This window comes from Vineibacter terrae (genome assembly GCF_008039615.1).
GTDB lineage: Bacteria > Pseudomonadota > Alphaproteobacteria > Reyranellales > Reyranellaceae > Vineibacter > Vineibacter terrae.
In genome coordinates this window covers 44669-62106 of record NZ_VDUZ01000024.1, presented here as the reverse complement: position 1 = coordinate 62106, position 17438 = coordinate 44669, and the positions used below count along the sequence as shown (strand labels likewise).

Annotated in this window: 16 protein-coding genes and 1 other RNA gene; 14 read left to right on the top strand and 3 right to left on the bottom strand. The window is 69.3% G+C overall.

Annotated features, from left to right (window positions below; genetic code table 11):
- The first annotated feature begins 79 nt into the window (after positions 1 to 79).
- A complete protein-coding gene (locus tag FHP25_RS20615; RefSeq protein ID WP_218578477.1) occupies positions 80 to 1669 on the top strand; it encodes an ABC transporter substrate-binding protein in 1590 nt (529 codons plus the stop codon).
- 75 nt (positions 1670 to 1744) lie between these two features.
- Here the strand turns inward: FHP25_RS20615 and FHP25_RS20610 are convergent, their stop codons facing one another.
- Positions 1745 to 2359 carry a YcbK family protein gene (locus tag FHP25_RS20610; protein WP_178133661.1) on the bottom strand — a complete coding sequence of 205 codons (615 nt, stop codon included), beginning with the start codon at positions 2357 to 2359 and terminating at the stop codon, positions 1745 to 1747.
- A gap of 240 nt (positions 2360 to 2599) precedes the next feature.
- Here FHP25_RS20610 and FHP25_RS20605 point away from each other — a divergent pair, with 240 nt between their 5' ends.
- The 5 genes from FHP25_RS20605 (at position 2600) to rnpB (ending at position 6513) form a co-directional block, all read left to right on the top strand.
- Positions 2600 to 3379 (top strand): sulfite exporter TauE/SafE family protein, encoded by a 780-nt coding sequence (locus FHP25_RS20605; protein WP_178133660.1) that lies wholly within the window; start codon positions 2600 to 2602, stop codon positions 3377 to 3379.
- A 121-nt stretch (positions 3380 to 3500) separates the two neighbouring features.
- Positions 3501 to 4340 carry a TerB family tellurite resistance protein gene (locus FHP25_RS20600; protein ID WP_147848844.1) on the top strand — a complete coding sequence of 280 codons (840 nt, stop codon included), beginning with the start codon at positions 3501 to 3503 and terminating at the stop codon, positions 4338 to 4340.
- Positions 4337 to 5215 carry a DMT family transporter gene (locus tag FHP25_RS20595; protein WP_147848843.1) on the top strand — a complete coding sequence of 293 codons (879 nt, stop codon included), beginning with the start codon at positions 4337 to 4339 and terminating at the stop codon, positions 5213 to 5215. Before FHP25_RS20600 ends, FHP25_RS20595 begins: the two co-directional genes overlap by 4 nt.
- A gap of 58 nt (positions 5216 to 5273) precedes the next feature.
- Positions 5274 to 6038 (top strand): N-acetylmuramoyl-L-alanine amidase, encoded by a 765-nt coding sequence (locus FHP25_RS20590; protein WP_147848842.1) that lies wholly within the window; start codon positions 5274 to 5276, stop codon positions 6036 to 6038.
- Between the two features lie 83 nt (positions 6039 to 6121).
- Positions 6122 to 6513, top strand: an RNA gene (gene rnpB / locus FHP25_RS20585) — RNase P RNA component class A.
- 55 nt (positions 6514 to 6568) lie between these two features.
- Here the strand turns inward: rnpB and FHP25_RS20580 are convergent.
- Complete coding sequence (locus FHP25_RS20580) at positions 6569 to 7570, bottom strand: helix-turn-helix transcriptional regulator (RefSeq protein WP_147848841.1); 1002 nt, start codon at positions 7568 to 7570, stop codon at positions 6569 to 6571.
- Between the two features lie 109 nt (positions 7571 to 7679).
- Between FHP25_RS20580 and FHP25_RS20575 the strand changes: the two genes are divergently transcribed.
- Positions 7680 to 8333 (top strand): glutathione S-transferase family protein, encoded by a 654-nt coding sequence (locus tag FHP25_RS20575; RefSeq protein WP_147848840.1) that lies wholly within the window; start codon positions 7680 to 7682, stop codon positions 8331 to 8333.
- 216 nt (positions 8334 to 8549) lie between these two features.
- Here FHP25_RS20575 and FHP25_RS20570 read toward each other — a convergent pair whose 3' ends face one another.
- Entirely contained in the window at positions 8550 to 8918 is a 369-nt protein-coding gene (locus FHP25_RS20570) for a hypothetical protein (RefSeq protein ID WP_147848839.1), read from the bottom strand.
- Positions 8919 to 9399: 481 nt separating this feature from the next.
- Between FHP25_RS20570 and FHP25_RS20565 the strand changes: the two genes are divergently transcribed.
- The 7 genes from FHP25_RS20565 to mraY are packed head-to-tail and all read left to right on the top strand — an operon-like array spanning position 9400 to position 17390.
- Complete coding sequence (locus FHP25_RS20565; RefSeq protein WP_147848838.1) at positions 9400 to 9873, top strand: division/cell wall cluster transcriptional repressor MraZ; 474 nt, start codon at positions 9400 to 9402, stop codon at positions 9871 to 9873.
- Positions 9870 to 10877 (top strand): 16S rRNA (cytosine(1402)-N(4))-methyltransferase RsmH, encoded by a 1008-nt coding sequence (gene rsmH, locus FHP25_RS20560; protein ID WP_331461696.1) that lies wholly within the window; start codon positions 9870 to 9872, stop codon positions 10875 to 10877. Before FHP25_RS20565 ends, rsmH begins: the two co-directional genes overlap by 4 nt.
- Positions 10874 to 11473 (top strand): cell division protein FtsL, encoded by a 600-nt coding sequence (gene ftsL / locus FHP25_RS20555; RefSeq protein WP_147848837.1) that lies wholly within the window; start codon positions 10874 to 10876, stop codon positions 11471 to 11473. Before rsmH ends, ftsL begins: the two co-directional genes overlap by 4 nt.
- On the top strand, positions 11470 to 13341 hold the full coding sequence (locus FHP25_RS20550; RefSeq protein WP_147848836.1) for a peptidoglycan D,D-transpeptidase FtsI family protein: 1872 nt from the start codon (positions 11470 to 11472) through the stop codon (positions 13339 to 13341). The genes ftsL and FHP25_RS20550 overlap by 4 nt, the downstream gene beginning before the upstream one ends.
- Before the next feature lies 1 nt (position 13342).
- On the top strand, positions 13343 to 14848 hold the full coding sequence (locus FHP25_RS20545; protein WP_147848835.1) for a UDP-N-acetylmuramoyl-L-alanyl-D-glutamate--2,6-diaminopimelate ligase: 1506 nt from the start codon (positions 13343 to 13345) through the stop codon (positions 14846 to 14848).
- Positions 14845 to 16296, top strand: a complete 1452-nt coding sequence (locus tag FHP25_RS20540) for a UDP-N-acetylmuramoylalanyl-D-glutamyl-2,6-diaminopimelate--D-alanyl-D-alanine ligase (protein WP_231712414.1) — start codon at positions 14845 to 14847, stop codon at positions 16294 to 16296. Before FHP25_RS20545 ends, FHP25_RS20540 begins: the two co-directional genes overlap by 4 nt.
- A 5-nt stretch (positions 16297 to 16301) precedes the next feature.
- Positions 16302 to 17390 carry a phospho-N-acetylmuramoyl-pentapeptide-transferase gene (mraY, locus tag FHP25_RS20535; RefSeq protein ID WP_218578483.1) on the top strand — a complete coding sequence of 363 codons (1089 nt, stop codon included), beginning with the start codon at positions 16302 to 16304 and terminating at the stop codon, positions 17388 to 17390.
- The last annotated feature ends 48 nt before the right edge of the window (positions 17391 to 17438 follow it).

Here is a 17438-nt window from a genome sequence, read left to right as displayed (position 1 = left end):
GCGGGCATGGAACTTGCTACGGCGCTCCGGTGGGGTGAGGTGTGGCGTGGGAGAAACGCCACCCGACGGGAGTCTGATGATGCTGAAGCGTTTGTACCGCGCCGTGATTGGCGGCTTGGCGACGGCGGCGGTGGCTTGGCCGCTGTCGCTGTCGGCGCAGGCGCCGTCGACCTTGCGCATGGTCATGCATTCCGACCTCAAGGTGATCGACCCGATCTGGGTGTCGGCGCAGATCGCGCGCACGCACGGCTATCTCGTGTACGACACGCTCTATGCCCTCGATGCCAACCTCAAGCCGCAGCCGCAGATGGTCGCGGGCCACACTGTCAGCCCCGACGGCCTGGTCTACACCTTCACCCTGCGCGATGGCCTGCAGTGGCACGACGGCAAGCCGGTGACGGCCGAGGATTGCGTGCAGTCGATCAAGCGCTGGGCGGAGCGCGACGGCATCGGGCAGCGCCTGATGCAGAACACCCAGGAGCTGGTGCCCGTCGACGCCAGGACGTTCCGCCTGACGCTGAAGGGACCTTATGGGCTGGTCATCGAGTCGCTGGCCAAGCCCGGCAGCACGGCGCCCTTCATGATGCCCAAGCGCATCGCCGACACGCCAGGCACGCAGCAGATCCGCGACGCCACCGGCTCGGGGCCGTTCATCTTCAAGGCCGACGAATGGAAGCCCGGCGACAAGGTCGTCTATGTGCGCAACGCCAACTACAAGCCGCGTGCCGAGCCGCCGTCGGGCCTGGCCGGTGGCAAGGTGGCCAAGGTCGACCGCATCGAATGGATCGTGATGCCGGATCCGCAGGTGGCGGCCAACGCCATGCTGGCCGGCGAGATCGACGGCAACGAAGCGTTGACGCCGGATCTGCTGCCACTGGTGGAAGGGGACAAGTCGATCGTCCTGATGCGCGGCACCTATCCCGGCCAGTACACGTTCCGGCTCAACTGGCTGCATCCGCCGTTCGACAATCCCAAGATCCGCGAGGCGGTGGGCTACGCCATCGACCAGAAGCCCTTCCTCGAGGCCCAGGTGGGCGATCCGCGCTTCTACCAGCTCTGCAAGGCCTACTTCATCTGCGGCACGCCGCTGGCCACCACGGCGGGCACCGAAGGGCGTCTGGAGGGCAATGTCGCCAAGGCCAAGGCGTTGCTGCAGGAGGCCGGCTACGACGGCACGCCCGTGGTGCTGATGCGGCCCACCGACCTGCCGTTCCTGGTCAACCTGGCGCCGGTCGCCAAGGCGCAGCTCGAGCGCGCCGGCTTCAAGGTCGACATGCAGTCGATGGACTGGCAGACCCTGGTCAGCCGCACCAACCGCCGCGAGCCGCCGGCGCAGGGGGGCTGGAACGCGTTCGCGACGAGCTGGGGCGCCCTCGATTCCAGCGACCCGGTGATCTCGCAGAACCTCAACGCGTCATGCGAGAAGGCCACGCCCGGCTGGCCCTGCGACAAGCAGATCGAGGACCTGCGGGCGGCGTTCGCGCGCCAGACCGATATGGAGCAGCGCAAGAAGATCGCCGCCGAGATCCAGGCCCGCGCCGTGATGTTGGGCACGCACTATCCGCTCGGCGAGTGGTACGGCGTGCTGGCCTACAGCAGCAAGACCAAAGGCTGGCTGCCGCCGATGAGCGCCACGATCTTCTGGAACGTGGAGAAGAGCGGGCCGTGACAGAGGGCACGACGCTTGAGCCGGACCGCGCGCCTCCCGGCGCGCTCGTTGTCTTTACTGCCGGTCCGGCCAGTCCTAGCCCACCCAGTTGCGCACCGGCCCCGTGTCGACATGCACGAAGCCCGACCCATACACGCCGATGCCGCCGGCGCCGCACTGGCGCGCCAGCCGGCCCAACGCTTCGGCCGAAGCGCCTGCCACCGTGAAGTCGACCGCCCTGCCGATCGTGTGGAAGCTGTGCTCGGCGACGCCACCCGGGTCCATCATGTGCATGCGGAAGTTGGTCTCGGGCGAGCGGTAGCCGCTCAGGACCTGGATCGGCCGCTGCAGCTTGGTCTGCATGCGCGCCAGCACCTCGATCAGCGCCGGGTCGATCGCCTTGGTGGCGCCGTTGTGCGGGTCGCGCATCAGCCGGCTCAAGCGGGCCATGGCGATGGTGCTGGGCCGGTTGCCCAGGGCGAAGATGTCGGAAAAAGTCTCGCCGGTCTGGGCCGAGACCAGGGTCACGCGCCGCAGGCCGACTCCGCCGAAGGGACGCGTCTCGAGAGGCCGATAGCCGGGCCTGAGGCTGGGCGCGCGAGGGTAGAGCAGCACCGCCTGCTGCGCCAGCACCGGTGTAGCGGCCGCGGCGGTCAGCATGGCACCAGTCAAAGTCGTGAGCGCGGCGCGGCGCGGAATCGGTCGGCCCATGGGCATCCCTGCTCGGCGGCCCATCGACTGACGACCCGCTCACTCATAAAAGTTTCTCATAGATTGACCTCGAAATCAACATGGGGACATGGAAGTGCAAATTCTTTGGGGAGTCGGCGCCGGATGCCCCACGGGCGCAGTTCCTGTCATCCCGAGCGCAGCAAGGGATCTCCCGCGAGCAGCGCACCGTGCGCCATTCCGCAGGAGATCCCTCGCTGCGCTCGGGATGACAGGAGCTGCATGTGCGATCGTCCCGGCCTCGCCTCATCCGGCATCCGGCGCACCGCCATGGACCATTTGATTGCGCCGTCGCTGGCGGTTGCCGCCGGTGTTGCGCTCCTGGCGGGCGTGGTCCGGGGCTTCGCCGGCTTCGGCGCGGCGATGATCCTGACGCCGGTGTTCTCGGCCCTCTACGGCCCGGTCATCGGCGTGCCGGTATGCCTGCTGGTCGAGTTCTGCATCGCGCTGCCCATGCTGCGCGGTGCCGTCGGCCTGGTCGACTGGCGGCGGATCGGGCTGCTGCTGCTGGCGGCCACCGTGGCGGTGCCGCTGGGCGTGCTGGTGCTGTTGAAGGCCGATCCCGAGCCGCTGCGCTGGGCCATTTCCGGAGTCGTGCTCAGCGCCGTGCTGATCCTGGCCATGGGCTGGCGCTTCGCCGGCCGGCCGACGCGGCCGGCCACCCTGGCCGCCGGTGCCGCCAGCGGCTTCCTCAACGGGTTGTGTGGCATGGCCGGCCCGCCGATCGCTTTCTACTACTTGGCGGGGGCCGACGGCGCCGCCGCGGTGCGCGCCAGCTTCATCGTCTATTTCGGCGCCGTCGATCTGGTGGCCTTGATCGGCCTGGGCCTGCAGGGGCTGGTCACGCGCGACACACTGATCCTGGGCGCGATCCTGGCCGGTCCCTATGTCGCGGGCGGGCTGGTGGGCCAGCGTCTCTTTCCGCTCGCCAGCGAAGCTTTCTTCCGCCGGCTCGCCCTGGTGATTTTGGCATGTGTCGCTGTCGGCGCGCCGCTGCTGTGAACGTCATACAGCGGAGGCACTGTCATTTTTCCGTAAGACCGCCGTCCGTCCCGGGCATGTGATGTCGCGCGGCAGTGTGCACGTTGCATCATCGGGTGGGTCCGGTTAGAGGTCGGGCATCATGAGCGTTTGGGGAAAGATCGTCGGAGGCGCCGCCGGCCTGATGATTGGCGGCCCGATCGGCGCCCTGCTGGGCGCCGCGGCCGGTCATGCCTACGACGCGCTGGCCGATGATCTGCCCGCAGGTGACGGCACCCCGATCACAGCTCGCGCTGGCGGGGCTGCAGCCGATGCCGCGTCCGCGGTGGATGCGCCTTATGGCGACCGGCCGGCGGCGACCCAGCATATCGCGTTCACCATCGGCGTGATCGCGCTGGCGGCCAAGATGGCGAAGGTCGATGGCGTGGTGACACGCCGCGAGATCGACGCCTTCCGCTCCTTCTTCCACGTGCCGCCCGAGGAGGTCGACAACGTCGGCCGCTTCTTCGATCTGGCCAAGCGCGACAGCAGCGGCTTCGAGGCTTATGCGCGCCAGGTCGCGAGCCTGTTCCCCGCGCATCCCGAGGTGCTGGAAGAGGTGCTGGCCGGCCTGTTCCTGATCGCCAAGGCCGACGACGTGCATGTCGACGATGTCGCCAAGCTTGCCTACTTGCGGTCCGTGTCGACGATCTTCGGCCTCTCCGAGACGCAGTTCCGTCGTGTCGCCGCGGCTGCCGGCGTCGAGCTGAACGACGATCCCTATGCCATCCTCGACATCATGCCCGATGTCGGCGACGAGGCGGTGCAGCAGGCCTATCGGCGGCTGGCGCGCGTGCATCATCCTGACCGGCTGATCGCGCGCGGCCTGCCGCCCGAGGCGATCGCGCTGGCCAACCGCAAGCTGGCGGCCATCAACGGCGCCTATGACCGCATCCGCCGCGAGCGCCGGGCGCAGCGGCCGGAAGCCCAACCGGTGACATGAGGCCATCCGACGTCGCGCTGGCTCTCGTGGTGATGGCGATCTGGGGGCTGAACTTCGTCGCGGTGCGCGTCGGCGTGCAGGAGATCCCGCCGATCCTGTTCGTCACCCTGCGCTTCGCCTGCGCCTTCCTGCTGATGGTGCCCTTCGTGCCCTGGCCCAAGGGCCGGCTGCGCGACCTGCTGGTGCTGTCGTTCATGCTGGGCTCGCTGCATTTCACCACGATGTTCACCGGCGCGCGCTATCTCGAGGCCGGCACCATGGCGGTCGTGTCGCAGCTGCAGGCCGTGTTCTCGGCCCTGCTGGCCCGCCTGTGGTTCGGCGAGCGGCTTGGCGCTGTCGGCTGGGCCGGTATGGCGATCGCCTTCGGCGGCGTGCTGCTGATCGCCGGCGAGCCGGCCGTGGGCGACCATCTCTGGGCCCTCGTCCTGCCGGTGCTCGGCTGCGCCTTCTTCGCGCTCTACCATGCGCACGTGAAGCGCATCGGCACCCTGTCGGCCAACGTGCTCAATTGCTGGGTGTCGCTGCTGATCGTGCCGCAGACGCTCGTGCTCTCGCTCGTCCTGGAGAGCGGCCAAATGGCGGCGCTGCGCGCCGTGACCTGGAGCGGCGTCGCGGCGCTGCTCTACCAGGTCGTGCCGATGGTGATCGTCTCGTACTGGGCCTGGTACCGCCTGCTGTACCGCTACCCGCTCACGCGCGTGGCACCGTTCCAGATGCTGGTGCCGCTGTTCGGCGTGCTGGCCGGCGCGCTGATGCTGGGCGAGCCGCTCACGCTGCAGAAGATCGCCGGTGGCGCCGTCACCATCGTCGGCGTCGCCCTGGTCGTGCTGCGGCCCGCGCGCGACCGCGCACCCGGCCAGCCGTCCCGGGCGTAGCGGCGAGGCATCTTCGGTGGCGATTCCATTCGCGCCAGGCGTGCTCTAGGCTTGGCCCATGGCCCGGTTCATCGACCTGCCTTCAAACAACCATGCCGACCGCGCGCGCGGCGCCGTCGTCGACACGCTGGTGCTGCACCACACGGCCCAGCCGCTGGACGTGTCGCTGCAGCTGCTGCGCTTCGGCGCCGTCAGCGCCCACTACCTCGTCGATACCAACGGCGACATCTATCGCCTGGTCGACGAGGCACGGGTCGCCTGGCATGCCGGGCTCTCGTGGTGGCGCGATGCGCGCAGCCTGAACAGCACCTCGATCGGCATCGAGATCGTCAACCTCGACGGCAACCGGCATGCCTATCCCGCCGCCCAGCAGGCCGCCGTCATCGCGCTGTGCGGCGCGGTGCTGCACCGCCATCCGGCCATCCGGCCGCACGGTGTCGTGGCCCATTCCGACATCGCCCCGCAGCGCAAGGACGATCCCGGCACGCTGTTCTTCTGGCCGGCCCTGGCCGAGGCCGGCATCGGGCTGTGGTCCGATGCGACCGCCGTCGACACGGCATCGCCGCAGGCCGTGCAGGCCTTGCTGCGCCGGTTCGGATATCCGCCGCCGCATCGCTATGGACGCAAGGACGGCCGCTTCGCCTATGTCGATGATGGCGTCGATGACGGCATCAGCGACGTCGTCGATGTCAGCCTGGCGGATATCGTGTCGGCCTTCCAGCGGCACTATCGCCCGGCGCGGGTCGACGGCGTCGCCGACGGCGAGACCGTGGCGCGCTTGCACGACCTGCTGGCGCGGACCCGGGCCTGCGTGCAGCCATAGAGGAACCGGGCGCGTTGGGCCGGACCGCGCGCATCTGCGAGCCCCTTGAACCGGCCGCGCATTGGGCGTAGCAGAGCCCGGCGTCAGATGGCCGGGCGGCCGCGGCGTTGCGGTGCAAGCCGCGGCGTCGAGGAAAGTCCGGGCTCCACGGAAACACGGTGCCGGCTAACGGCCGGCGGGGGCGACCCCAGGGAAAGTGCCACAGAAAGCAGACCGCCGAACGGGCCTCGGCCCGTGGCAAGGGTGAAAGGGTGCGGCAAGAGCGCACCGCGGGACCGGTAACGGGACCGGCACGGCAAACCCCACCGGGAGCAAGACCAAATAGGGATGGCAAGGGCCGGGCAACCGGCCCGGGCGCGTTTCCGCGTCGCTGTCCGGGTCGGTCGCGCGAGGCGCCCGGTGACGGGCGTCCCAGAGGAATGGCCGCCACCCGCATCCGCGGGTACAGAACCCGGCTTACAGGCCATCTGACGCGTTCATCACGTTGCGGCAAGCGGCGGCAACCCAGGGCTTGGCGCCACATTGGCACGCTAATCGCGCTCGGCCGCTTTCCGGCGTGCCTGCGGTGCTTTCCGGTAGAGAGTGGCCAACCGCTGCGCCGTCTCGGCGAGCCGCGCGCGCAAAGCGGGCGGCGCCAGCACCTCGGCTTCGGCGCGCAGCTTCAGCAGCTCGTGGGCGGCATGGTCGATCGACTCGATCGGGATGCTGAGCCGGGTCCAGCCGTCCGCTTCCGCTTCGGGCGCAGCGCCGGCGACGGCAGCGGCGACCGCAGGGCTGAGGCCGGCGAGCAGCTTCAGACCCTGTGGCGAGACACGCAGCCATGCCGCGTCGCGGTAGAGGCCGGTCTCGAAGCGCTGCGTGGAGTCCGCCCAGAAGCGCGCCAGGTCGAAATCCGCCGGCCGGTGGAAGGGCGTCGCCGTGACCGTGAGCACCTGGATGCTCGATAACCGATAGGTGCGCAGCTTGCCGTCGCGTTGCGCCACCAGATACCAGACGCCGGCCTTGAGCACGAGGCCAAGCGGTTCCAGCTCGCGGCTCACCACGGCCTTCCAGCTTTCATAGCGCACATTGATGCGCCGCTCCGTCCATACCGCTTCGGCGATCGCGGGCAGGTGGTCGGTCGGCTGCGCGGTGCTGAACCAGCCGGCCGGATCGAGGTGGAAACGCGCGCTCACGCGGCGTGCTTCGGTCTGCCAGTCTGCTGGCAGCGCCGCCAGCAGCTTCAGCTGCGCCGCCTGCATGGCCTCGCCGAGCCCCAGCTCGGACGCCGGTCCCGGCAGGCCCGACAGGAAGAGGGCCTGGGCTTCGGGCGCCGTCAGGCCGGTCAGGCGCGTGCGCCAGCCATCCAGGAGCGCGAAACCGCCCATGCAGCCGCGCTCGGCATAGACCGGCACGCCCGCGGCGCTCAGCTGATCGATGTCGCGATAGATGGTGCGCACCGAGACCTCGACCTCGGCCGCCAGCGCCTCGGCGCTCATGCGGCCGCGGGTCTGCAGCAGCATCAGGATCGACAGCAGGCGGCTGGCGCGCATTTTTGAAGCTTATCAGCAAATCCTGACATCCGATGGCAGGTTTCCATCCGCAAGATCGGCACACCGACGAAGGAAGCGACGGCTTCGGGTCGAGCGAAAGGATCGAACCATGAGACTTTATTCCGGGCCGCTCAGCATGTTCGGGGCGAAGGTCGAGATCGCCGCCCATGAGAAGGGCATCGCCTTCGACCTGCAGATGGTGCCGTTCGACATGCGCACCCTTTACGAACCCAAGCATCCGGACGTGCTGCGCATCAACCCCAAGCGACAGGTCCCGGTGCTGGTCGACGGCGAGCTGGAGATCTTCGATTCGACACAGATCTTCGAGTATCTCGAGGACCGCTGGCCATCGCCGCCATTGTGGCCGGCACCGCCGGCCGAGCGGGCGCGTGCCCGGCTGCTGGAGCTGAAATCCGACGAGGTCTTCTTCCCGCATGTCATCAGGCTGATGGGTCTGCCGGGTGCGGGCACGCATCCGGAAGCCGGCCCGGCGCGGGCTGCCATCGAAAGCTACTACGGCGACATGGACCGCCTGTTGGCCGCCCGCGATCACCTGGCCGGCGACTATTCCTACGCTGACATTGCCTTCTTCATGGCCCAGTTCTTCGCCGCCCGCATGGCGGTGCCGATGAGCTCGGCGTCATGGCCGCACTTGGCTGCCTGGCGTCTGCGGATCGCGCAGCGCCAGGCGGTACGGCGGGTGATCGATGCCATGATCGGCTTCCTGCGCCGCGAGAACCGGCCGGTGCCGACATACGTCTGAACGCTTCGCCGCAACCGCCGTATGCGATCGGGCTGCGATGCGATGGAGCGTTGTCGCCCGCGCTGCGTTGACCTGGCGAGGGGGGATTGCCCGGAGGCCGCCATGCTCGTCGCCGAAGGCATGACCCGCGATATCGAGACGCGACCGGCCGCGCCGGACCGGGACGGACATCGCCTTCGGAACCAGACCTGGCGTCGTCGGCAGGTTGCCGGCGCTTCAGGCATCGGCGCTGCCGGAATCCCACCGGCGGCGATAGGGCGAGAGGGGGTCCTTGTACGAGAAGAGGACATCCAGGCTCACGCCCTCGGGCACGGCCACCATCGGCCGGTAGCTCGCGGCGAACGACCGCAATGCGTTGGCCGACGCGGTGATCGATGCCGTGTCGAGTGCCGCGCTTGCGGCCTCGACCACGCCGCGCAGCCGCAGCAGCGCGCTGATCTCGTCGCTATAGACCAGCCGCCCCTCGATCTCCTCCAGGCGGAAGTCGATCGCCTCAAGCGCTTCGTCCAGCGAACGCACGGCGCGCGGCCCACTGCCGATCCGCCACAAGATCGGCCACTCGAATTGGTTGTCGATGTAGCGCATGGGCCGTCCTTCACGCCGAAGCACTGGAATTCCGTCCCCCAGCCCATGCTGCAAGCGCGGGTCCCCGGACTCAAGTGAAGATTCCATGAACCTATTGTTATTGATCGTTGATTGATGATCTTGATGTGAATCTCCTGGAAGTTGCAGGGCCGACGGCCTGCAGCAGCGTCGAGGCGTTTTCCACAATTGGTTGTGGAAAACGTGTGATGGCCGCAAGCTCCAGAATCCGGCTTACGCATGAGGACAATACTCATGCTGCATATGGGGCGCCCTCTCGCGGAACCATCCAGCCATTGGGTCCTCGAAACAGACCCGGAACAGCTAACCCACGGATAACCTTCTGTTTTCACCCCGATTCGTTTGACGTCCCGTCATTTCCCATGATATCCCATTCAGACCCGTAGGCCGCGGCAATAGCGGCGGGGGTGCCACCGGTCCGCGTGGGGCGGAGGGGCGAATAGCCGGTCGTGGGGGAACGGTGATGTTCCTGTCCACTTTCATGATGAAGATGGACAAGAAGGGGCGGATTTCCGTGCCGGCCCCCTGGCGTGCCCATCTGTCCGAAGAGGGGTTCGACGGTTTCATTGCCTTTCCGTCCATTTCGCATGACGCCATCGACGCCCGCGGCGCCAAGGCTTTCAACGCCTTGATGGACAAGCTGCAAGCCGACACGCAGGCCAAGGCCGGTACGTTCGAGGCCGAGCTGTTCGCGGACGGCGACAATCCCGCGGCGTACCTGTCCAGCATTGCGGTCGAGGTCGCCTACGACGGCGAAGGCCGGCTGTCGCTGCCGCCGCCGCTGAAGAGCGTGCTGGGCGAATGCGAGCAGGTGGCCTTCGTTGGTCGCCATGGTTTCTTCCAAATCTGGAGCGACCAAGCCTGGGCGCGCCAGTCGCAGGCCGAACGCAATGCGTTCCGCAGCCGCGTGATGGCGCATCGGGGAGGCTCCGCATGACCGCCGTTCGCGCGCCCGCGGCCGCGCCCAACCCGCACGCGGGCATGCCGCATGTGCCCGTGCTATGCGAGGAGGTCGTGCGCCTGATCGATCCGCAGCCGGGCGGCACCTATGTCGACGGCACGTTCGGCGCCGGCGGCTACAGCCGGGCGCTGCTTGACGCTGCCGACTGCCGCGTTGTCGGCATCGACCGCGATCCGCGGGCGGTGCGGGCGGCGCAGGCCCTGCAGGCCGGGTTGGCCGGACGGCTGACAGTGATAGAGGGTCGCTTCGGCGACATGGTCGGTCTGCTCGAGGCGCAGGGTGTCGCCGCGGTCGACGGCGTGGCGCTCGACCTCGGCGTGTCGTCGATGCAGATCGACACGGCCGAGCGCGGCTTCTCCTTCCGTCACGATGGCCCGCTCGACATGCGCATGTCGGCCGACGGCGCCAGCGCTGCCGACGTGGTCAATTCAGCCGACGAAGGCGAGCTGGCCGACATCCTGTACGATTACGGCGAGGAGCGGCAATCGCGCCGCATCGCGCGTGCCATTGTGCGCGCCCGCGCCGGCAAGCGCATCGAGCGCACCGGCGAGCTGGCCGACATCGTGCGCCGGGCGCTCGGTCCGGCAGCGGCGCGCGACAAGATCGATCCGGCGACTCGCACGTTCCAGGCGCTGCGCATCCACGTCAACGACGAGCTGGGTGAGCTGCGCCGCGGCCTGGCGGCAGCCGACACCCTGCTGGCGCCGGGCGGACGGCTGGCGGTGGTGTCGTTCCATTCGCTCGAGGACCGCACGGTCAAGGATTTCCTGCGTGCGCGGGCAGGCGAGGGGCCGCGGCCATCGCGCCATGCTCCTGCTGCGCGCCGCGACGATGACATGCCGGGTGCGACCTGGCGTGTCGTGACGCGTCGGCCGGTCACGCCAGGCGACGCCGAATGCGCTGCCAACCCGCGCGCCCGCTCGGCGCGGCTGCGGGTGGGCGAGAAGCTGGCCGTCGCCGCGGCGGGAGGTGCCGCATGATCAACCGCGGCATCCTGTTCTGGGTGGTGGCGGCGATCTGCACCGGCATCGGCCTGTTCATGGTCAAGTACCAGGTGCAGACGCTGGAAGAGAAGATCGAGGGCCTCAACCGCCAGATCGTCGAGAACCAGCGCGCCACGCATGTGCTGAAGGTCGAGTACGCCCATCTCGGCGAGCTGCAGCGCATCGAAAGGCTCAACGACAAGTTCATTCACCTCCAGCCGATCGCGCTGCGGCAGATCGGCCGGATTGATCAGGTCCCCCTGCGGCGGACCGACGGAGCGTTCGTCAGCGACAACAAGACGACGCCAGCAAGAGGGCCGGGAACCGGCGCCCCCTCGTCTACCGACGCCCCCTCAGCGTCGGCGACGCTCCGCACCGCTGCCAAACCGGAGGCTGGCGCCCGCGCGCCGGCCTCCGGGCCAAATCGCGCGGCCGGCGCTGCCCCGGCCATCGCCCAGGCGCGCGCCCCCGTCCTCGACGAGGAGGTCACCACCGCGCCGACGGAGGACGCCGATGGTGCGCCGGGCGCGCCGCCGCCGAAGCCGCCATCGCCGCCGCGGGTCGACCGCGGCGCGAAGGGAGGCCCGCGGTGATCGGCGGCCTGTTCCGCCGCCGCGACCCTGAGGAAACCACCCCAGCGCGCGATGTGCGCCAGCGGCTGGCGCCGCAGAACCTGCCGGGCCGCGATGCCCTGGAAGTGGCGCGCGCGCGCCTGTCGGTAGGCGCGGCGTTGTTCGCGGTGCTGTTCGTCGCCGTGGGCCTGCGCATGTCGTATGTCTCGCTGCTGCGCGACGGCAACGAGCCGGGCGTGGCGCGGGCGGCGCATCCGGCGCAGGTGCAGGCCGATCGGGCCGACATCCTGGACCGCAACGGCGTCGTTCTGGCCACGTCGCTGCCGGTGGTGTCGCTGTTCGCGACGCCGCGCCTGGTGATGGATGTCGAAGAGGCGGTGCAGAAGCTGTCCAAGGTGCTGCCCGACGTCAAAGCCGAGGACATCCGCGAGCGGCTGCTGTCGGGGCGCAGCTTCGTGTGGATCAAGCGCGGGCTCAGCCCGCGCGAGCATGCCGCCGTGATGCGGCTGGGTCTGCCCGGCTTCGAGTTCCAGGCCGAAGAGCGGCGCATCTACCCGCAGGGCGCGATCGGGCCACACATCCTGGGCTACACCGGCATCGACAATATCGGCCTGGCCGGCATCGAGAAGCGCTTCGACGAGACGCTGCGCCAGGGCGAGCCGCTGCGGCTGGCGATCGACATTCGCCTGCAGCGCTTCCTGGAGCAGGAGATCGCGCGCGCCGCCCAGCGCTTCTCGGCGATCGGCGCCACGGCGGCGGTCATGGACGTGACCACGGGCGAGATCCTCGCCCTGGCGTCGCTGCCGGCTTACGATCCCAACCGCCACCAGACCATCAGCAACGAAGCGCTGTTCAACCGCTCGACGCTGGGCGTCTATGAGCAGGGCTCGACGTTCAAGATCTTCAACACCGCGATGGTGCTCGACAGCGGCCGCTTCACGACGACGTCGGTGTTCGACGCCAGCTCGCCGATCAAGATCGACCGCTTCACCATCACCGACTACCACGCGCAGAACCGCGCGCTGACGATCGCCGAGATCTTCAAGTATTCGTCCAACATCGGCTCGGCCAAGATGGCGTCGGAGATCGGCGTCGAGGGCCAGCGTGCCTTCATGGACAAGATCGGCATGCTGCGCCCCGTGCCGATCGAGCTGCCGGAAGTGGGGCAGCCGCTCTATCCCCGGCAATGGCGCAAGATCAACATGCTGACCATCGCTTACGGTCATGGCATCTCGGTGACGCCGCTGCATGTCGTGACCGCCACGTCGGCGATGATCAACGGCGGCATCTACTACCGGCCGACGCTGTTGAAGCGCACTGCCGCCGGCCATGCTGGGACCGGCACGCGCGTCATCAGCGAGAAGACCTCGCGCCAGATGCGCGACCTGTTCCGGCTGAACGTCGTGGAAGGATCGGGCAGGAACTCCGACGTGCCCGGCTTCGACGTCGGCGGCAAGACCGGCTCGGCCGAGAAGCCCGGCCGGCACGGCTACCGCGAGAAGGCGCTGATCAGCTCCTTCGTGGCCGCGTTCCCGATGCGCGACCCGAAATACGTAGTCATGGTCTCGATCGACGAGCCCAAGGGCACGAAGGAGACCGGCGGCTATGCCACCGGCGGCGCGGTCGCGGCGCCTTCGACCCGGGCCATCATCGAGTTCATCGCCACCCTCTACGGCATCCCGCCGGTGGATCCGGCGGCGGCGGCGAAGCTGCTGGCCGGCTCGCCGGCGACGGCGCCCCCCATCGGCGCGCCTCCTGTCAGCGCGCCGGCAGCCGCCGCGCCCACCCTGACGCAGCTCGTCGAGGCCACGACGGGGCCGCCGGCGGAAGCAGCCGCGCCGCCGCCGGCAGCCCCGCCCGCCAGGCCGACCGGCAGGGGAGGCCGCTGACATGCGCCTGAGCGAGCTGCTACGCCAGTCCGATGCCGATACCGGTGCCATGCCGCCGATGCCGCGCGATCCCGAGATCGTCGGCATCACCGCCGATTCCCGCGCCGCGCGCGCCGGCTGGCTGTTCGTGGCGCTGCCGGGCAGCAAGGCCGACGGCGCTGCGTTCGCGCGCCAGGCCGTCGCCGCCGGTGCCGTCGCGGTGCTGGCCGGCGAGGCGGCCGACCTGCCGGCACTGCCGGAAACGGTGGTCGTGGTCCGCGATTCCGAGCCGCGTCGGCGCCTGGCGCGCCTGGCGGCGGCCTTCGCCGGCCAGCAGCCGCGCGTGATCGTGGCTGTCACCGGCACCAGCGGCAAGACCTCCGTCGCCGAGTTCGCGCGCCAGATGTTCGCCGGCGCCGGCTTCCCCGCCGCCAGCCTGGGAACGCTGGGCATCGTCTCGCCCGTGCTGACCACCCCACCGGGCCTGACCACGCCGGATCCGGTGCTCCTGCATCGCGACCTCGCCACCCTGGCGCACGGCGGCGTGCACTATGTGGCAATGGAGGCTTCCAGCCATGGGCTGGACCAGCACCGCCTCGACGGCGTCCGCTTCGCCGCCGCCGCCTTCACCAACCTGTCGCGCGACCATCTCGACTATCACCCGTCGATGGATGCCTATCTTGCGGCCAAGCGGCGTCTGTTCAGCGACCTGATGTCGGCCGGCGCCACGGCCGTGATCAACGCCGACAGCCCGCATGCGCAGCCGCTCATCGAGCTCAGCCGGCAGCGTCAGCTGCGGCTGTGGTGCTACGGGCTGGCGGGCGATGAGCTGCGGCTCGACGCCGCCCGGCCACATGGTGACGGGCAGCATCTGGTGCTGACGCTGTTCGGCCGCCGCTATGAGGTCGATCTCCCTTTGATCGGCGCCTTCATGGCGGGCAACGCGCTGGCCGCGCTGGGGTTGACCGTCGCCGTCGGCGTGCCGGTCGACTCGGCGCTGGTGACCATGGCGAAGCTGAAGGGCGCGCCCGGCCGGCTCGAGCGCGTGGCGACACATCGTGCCGGCGCGCCGGTGCTGGTCGACTACGCCCACAAGCCGGATGCGCTGGAGCAGGTTCTGCGGGCGCTGCGGCCGCACACCCATGGACGGCTGATCGTCGTGTTCGGCTGCGGCGGCGACCGTGACCCGGGCAAGCGGCCGATCATGGGCGATATCGCCGCGCGACTGGCCGACGTCGCGATCGTCACCGACGACAACCCGCGCAGCGAGGATCCGGCTGCGATCCGGGCCGCGATCATGGCCGGCGTGACCGGTGGGACGGCGAGCGTGGTCGAGGTCAAGGACGGCCGCCGCGCCGCGATTCGTGCCGGTCTCGACGCCGTGCGTGGGCCCGATGATCTTGTGGTCATTGCCGGCAAGGGGCACGAGCAGGGCCAGACCATCTCAGGCGTGACGCATCCCTTCGACGACGCGGTCGTGGCACGCGAGCTGACCGCGGCGCCCAGCGCGCGAGGTGCCGCCGCATGACCATCATGGCGTTCCGCGATCCTCTGTGGACCGGCACCGATGCCGCCGCCGCCAGCGGCGCGCGCATCCTGGGTGGCTCGGACTGGAGCGCGACAGGCGTCTCGATCGACACCCGCACGCTGCGGCCGGGAGACCTTTTTATCGCCCTCAAGGGCGAGACGATGGACGGGCATGGCTTCATCGACGCGGCCTTCGCCAAGGGCGCGGCCGCGGCGATGGTCAGCGATCCCGACCTGGGCAGCAGCAACGCGTCGGAAGGTCCGCTGCTGCTGGTCGAGGACACGCTGCGCGGCCTGCAGAGCCTGGGGCAGGCGGCACGCGCACGCGCCAGCGCGCGCATCGTGGCCGTCACCGGCAGTGTCGGCAAGACGAGCACCAAGGAGGCGCTGCGCCACGTGCTCACGGCGCAAGGCAAGACCCACGCCGCCGACGCCAGCCACAACAACCATATCGGCGTGCCGCTGACCCTGTCCCGCCTGCCCGAGGATGCGCGATACGCCGTGTGCGAGATCGGCACCAACCATCCCGGCGAGATCGAGCCGCTGGCGCGGCAGGTCCGGCCGCATGTCGGCATCATCACCACGGTCGAGGCCGTCCATATCGAATATTTCGGCACCGTCGATGCGATTGCCGAGGAGAAGGCGAAGATCTTCGCGGGGATGACCGGCGGCACCGCCATCTTGCCGCGCGACAACCCACGCTTCTTTCGCTTGGCGGATCTGGCGGCAGCGGCAGGGGTGACGCAGCACGTGACGTTCGGGGAGCACCCTGCCGCCGCGTTCCGTCTGCTGGACTGCGACCTTGACGACACCGGCAGCACCGTCGTGGCGCTGGCGCAGGGACAGGAACTCCGCTATCGCCTCGGCGCGCCGGGCCGGCACTGGGTGCTGAACAGCCTGGCGACGCTGGCGGCGGCGGTTGCGCTGGGCGCCGGCCTCGACGCGGCGGCGGCTTCCCTGGCCGGCGTCACGGCGCCGGCCGGCCGTGGCGCGCGTCGGCGCGTGGCGCTGGCTGCCGGCACCGTCGAGCTGATCGACGAGAGCTACAACGCCAGCCCGCCCTCGGTGCGCGCCATGCTGGCGCTGCTGACGGCGGCCCGGCCCGGTCCGGGCGGCCGGCGCGTGCTGGTGCTGGGCGACATGCTGGAGCTCGGGGCCGACAGCGCGGCGTTGCATGCCGCGCTCGCGCCCGACGTCGAGGCGAGCGGCGCCGATGTGGTGTTCACGGCCGGCACTGCCATGGCGGCGTTGCACCGGGCGTTGCCGCCGCGGCTGCGTGGGGCGCATGCGCCGGATTCCTCGCGCCTGGCGCAGCGTGTGGTCGAGGCTCTGAAGGCAGGGGATGTGGTGGCCGTGAAGGGATCGCTGGGCTCCAAGATGAAGGTGATTGTCGAGGCGGTCATCGCGCTGGGCGAGGTGACTCAGGCACGCGGTCCGGGGAGGAGCTGACCGTGCTGTTTCACCTGCTGGCACCGCTGGCCGATCAGTTCACCCCGCTCAATCTGTTTCGCTACATCACGTTCCGCTCCGGCGGGGCCTTCCTGACGGCGCTGCTCCTGTCGTTCATGTTCGGCGGCCGGCTGATCGCGTGGCTGCGCAGCAAGCAGGGCAAGGGCCAGCCGATCCGCGACGACGGGCCGGAAAGCCACCTGCTGACCAAGAAGGGCACGCCCACCATGGGCGGGTTCCTGATCCTGATCGCGCTGGTGGTGGCGACCCTGCTGTGGGCCGATCTGCGCAACCGCTATGTCTGGATCGTGCTGCTTCTGACCCTGGGCTTCGGCGGCATCGGCTTCGTCGACGACTACCTCAAGGTCAGCAAGCGCAACACGCGAGGCCTGCCCGGCCGGCTCAAGCTCACGGTCGCCGTCGTCTTTTCCGTCATCGCCGCTGCCTTCATCGCCGAGGGCTCGCCGCCGGGGCTGCGCTTCCAGCTCGCGGTGCCGTTCCTGAAGTCGGTGCTGATACCGATTGGCGTGGTCGGCTTCCTTCTCTTCGCCACCCTGGTGATGGTCGGCGCGTCCAACGCGGTGAACCTCACCGACGGCCTGGACGGCCTGGCGATCGGCCCGGTGATCATCGCCACCGGTGTGTTCGGTGTGATCAGCTACATCGTCGGCAACGCCGTGCTGACGAACTACCTGCAGATCCACGCCGTGCCCGGCGCCGGCGAGCTGATCATCATCTGCGCCGCCCTGATCGGCGGTGGGCTGGGCTTTCTGTGGTTCAACGCCCCGCCGGCCATGGTGTTCATGGGTGACACCGGCTCGCTGGCCATGGGCGGCGCGCTGGGCGCCATCGCCGTCGTCATCAAGCACGAGATCGTGCTGGCCATCGTCGGCGGCCTGTTCGTGCTGGAGACCGCGTCGGTCGTGGTGCAGGTGATGTCCTTCAAGCTCACCGGCAGGCGTGTCTTCCGCATGGCGCCGCTGCACCATCACTTCGAGAAAAAGGGTTGGGCCGAACCGACGATCGTGATTCGATTCTGGATCATCGCCATCGTGCTGGGCATCGTCGGCCTGGCCACCCTCAAGCTGCGGTGAGGCGGGGCATGAGGCCAAGCACCAAAATTCCTCCCCACGCTCCAGCGT